The 3,458-nt window shown below is 41.6% G+C and carries 3 protein-coding genes; 1 reads left to right on the top strand and 2 read right to left on the bottom strand.

All coding sequences use genetic code 11. The annotated features are described in order from the left end of the window. Window positions 1–18 precede the first annotated feature (18 nt). Window positions 19–372, top strand: coding sequence for a hypothetical protein (locus tag ACE1AQ_RS11590; RefSeq protein ID WP_036402756.1), 354 nt, complete (start codon window positions 19–21; stop codon window positions 370–372). Between the two features lie 357 nt (window positions 373–729). On the opposite strand, the gene ACE1AQ_RS11585 is transcribed toward ACE1AQ_RS11590, so the two are convergent. Further along, window positions 730–2,292, bottom strand: a complete 1,563-nt coding sequence (locus ACE1AQ_RS11585) for an iron uptake porin (RefSeq protein ID WP_008199860.1) — start codon at window positions 2,290–2,292, stop codon at window positions 730–732. Window positions 2,293–2,562: 270 nt separating this feature from the next. Continuing rightward, on the bottom strand, window positions 2,563–3,126 hold the full coding sequence (locus ACE1AQ_RS11580) for a thylakoid membrane photosystem I accumulation factor (RefSeq protein ID WP_039899801.1): 564 nt from the start codon (window positions 3,124–3,126) through the stop codon (window positions 2,563–2,565). Window positions 3,127–3,458 lie beyond the last annotated feature (332 nt).

Raw genomic sequence — 3,458 nt, 5'->3', positions numbered from 1 at the left:
TATTCAGGAATGATAGTTATGGCAATCAGAATCAAACTTTGGGCAGATTATGGAAGTTACCCACTTTGGGGAGTAGATGAAATTGATAACATTGCTCCTGAAGAATTGCCATTAAGTCAAGCAACTATTCAGCGTTTAAACGCATGGCAGGATACTTACGATAAGACTTTAAATCAAGACTATCCACCTTTATCAGATTTTCCTAATCAGCAAGCTGAAATGGATTTTAAACAAGAAGGAATTAGTTTATGGAAACAGTTACGTCTTGAACTGGCCCCGGATTATGAAGTTTTCTACCAAAATGAAGGTCAATTGTTCAGACATCCTAAGGAAATAACCACAAAATCTACAGTACAAAAAATAACAGTTTGAGTATCATCATCTTCGGCTCTGGCGCAGCTTCAACCCTCAAGCACCAACTAAAACCCTCTAATACTAAATCCGTTGAGTAACGCATAGAAAAAGGGTTTCTCCGAGAAACCCTTTTTCTACTCATGCACTCATGCAAAAAGGGGAATAAATAATCAGTCTTTAATAACCAGATTTAGTATAAATCCACCGAAAAAGTAAACCACAAAAGTTGGCTAAATTGCTTCTAAAAATACCATAAATGCCCCCTTAATTTAGTTAGTTGAGAGTGCGAAACGCAGGAACAGCAGCCGGTTGTCGAGAGATGATGTCAAATCCCGTCATACTTTATCTTTATTTCTGACCGGCTGCCTAGAAAAATCAGAAAGTAAAAGTCGTGCGGATAGTACCGATAACTAAGGTGGAATTGTTGTTATTTGAGTTAGGAGAAGTAATCACGATTACCCCCGGAGTAAGGGCAATATTATCGGTGAGTTTCCACTCATAAAATCCTTCGATATGAAAGGAAGTATCGGGATCATTAGTGGAACTGCCATCATTTAATCTAATACTAGAACTAGATACCCAAGGCTGCATACCAACAATAATACCGGCCGTATTTCCTTCCTTAAATAAATCAGGAAAAGCCAAAGTTACCGCCCAATTCCAGATATCTAAATCCCCGCGTTCTAGTTGTCCATCTAAGGTGCTAAGGGTGATAGCTTTTGTGTAACCACCCCAACCACCGAGGACAAAACCATCGACAATTCGCCAAGTAAATTGTAAACCCAAACTATTATTAATGGTCGGGACAGCCTCCCCGAATAGTTCTTCGGTGAAAAATCGGAAATTCGAGCGCTGACTTCCCGTTCCCGTGTCTAATTGGTTATAACCATGAAAGTAGGATAAAGCAATGCCAAAATTATCGTTTGGAACATAACCCAGCTGCCCTAGGGCAGTATAGGAACCGTTAAATAAACCCGCTCCCGGGTTAGGATCGTTAGCATCCCCGGCAAGATAACCGGCGCTGAATTGGAAAGCCCCATAATTACCCTGTAAACCGAGTCCAGTTTGTCCGGGAGCAAAATAAAGGGGATTGCGAGTACCAAAAGCGGAAAGCGCCCCACTAGCGCCATCTCCATCCAAAAAGTTGAGGGTATTGGTAAAGTCATCTTTAGCACCTCCCGTCGCTTCTAACCAGAGTTGGATGTTTTCCGTTAGGGGGAAACTGTAGTTTAAAACTTCTAGTAGTAAATCGTTACCATCGGGTTGGGTAAAGGCTAAGGTACTTTCAAAAGTTCCCGTAGTATCGGCTAAATCAGCAATATTTCCCGTTGCTAGACGGGTATAGAGTAAATCTTTGCCTGTGAAGCTAGTATTTAATTCTAAACGGGCCCGATAACCAAAAGCTGGTACTTGGGGAATTCCTTCACCACCGTTTTTTTCTCCTGTGGCTACCCCATATAATGCCATCACCACTTCCCCAGTTAATTTAGTAGTGGTGGAAAATTGATTATTTTCCAGAAAAGCGACTCGATTTTCTAAGTTATCAACTCTAGCCCCTAAGGCCGCTAATTCTGTCTCGAATTCCTTGACTAATCGCTTGATTCTGTCTAGATCTTCTTTTAATACCGCTACTCCTTCTTGAATCAATCTTTCCAGGGTATTTAAGCAGGCATTCAACCCGGCGGCAAATTCCCAACGAGTTAAAGCGCGTTCACCGCGAAAAGTGCGGTCAGGATAACCTACTATACAACCATACCTCTCCACGAGACTTCTTAAGGCCTCAAAAGCCCAGGCGGTGGGAGAAACATCCCGCAATTGATTGACACTTGTTACCTGTGCCATGGGGTTACTAGAGAGGTTTTCGAGACTATTAGCCAGTACCGGACCAGAAAAACCCAGTAATATCGCTGCTGTTAGGAAATTTTGCTTGATTTTCATTGCTGTCTCCTACACCTATAAGAATGATTATTGTTCTCAGTATAATTAGGTTAGCAAACTTTTTCCAGTCTGGCACTATTGCAAATATTTTTCAAATGTTACTCCAGATAAAATCTGAATTGCCTAGCATTTATTGGTTAAAATAAATCTTAAATGATAATAAAAGCAATAGGTAAATAATTTTATTTTTCCTAAAAACAAGATAGAGACGCTGCTGACAGCATCTCTAAATGATTATTTTTGGTTCAATTGAGGATAAAAAGGAGGTAACTAGCGCAATTCAGCGTTAAACTCGTTAAAAGAGCGTCTTTTTAACTCTACCGATTCTGATCGAGGCAGAAGATCAAAAACCTTTCTTAAGACATCATCCACATCTTCATACTTAACATTGCCCAAACCATCATAAACCACTTTACCTTGTTGGTCTAAAACCACCGTTTGGGGAACCCCACCGCGATAATAGTAACCCGGTTCATCGGGACGATAGGAAGACTTTAAGGGGATAGAATCGACAGTAACGGGGATAATACTGGCGGCGCGACCGTAAAACTCTTGAAAACGGGAGACAATCGCCGCAAATCGCTTACAATCACTACTATCATCCAGATAATAGACGATTATAGCTGGAATTTTCCGTTGAAAAGTTTCCGCTAAATTTAGACGCGGTGGTACGAGGGAACCATTACCCGCATAGACCACAAAAATATTACCATCGAGGCGATCGTCATCGATCCCCGCATAGGCGCTAGGGGTTAGCCAAGGAGACAAACTCGTCAGAGCAACAATAAGAAAGACAAGAAAGATCTGAAGACGCAGCCGATAACGAGATTTCATGATCAACAGGGTTAAAATATTAAGACAATTTTTAGTTTGACATACCCCACGCCGTAAACGGACGTGGATTCTTCTCGCATCACTGCTGAGAATTTCTGGCTCAACGAGTCCACTTGAATTAGATTCCTGGCGAAATCCCACCCAGAGGTGGTTCTCTCCTCAGACTTTCGCGACCTTACAGAAGCCTGTTCTCGTATGCCCTACGATACAGTTCAAAACCTCTAAAATAATTGGTTTCTCTGGTACTTGACGCTTAGAGCTTTTACCTATAGGAGCATTCCCCTATAGAACCCCATAACTCTAGTTTTCAAGGTGCGTTCATCCTGCGATGA

It is taken from the genome of Microcystis sp. BLCC-F209, from assembly GCF_041928595.1.
Lineage (GTDB): Bacteria > Cyanobacteriota > Cyanobacteriia > Cyanobacteriales > Microcystaceae > Microcystis.
The sequence above is the reverse complement of the archived record's forward strand: the minus strand, read 5'-3'. Positions and strand labels throughout refer to the sequence as shown.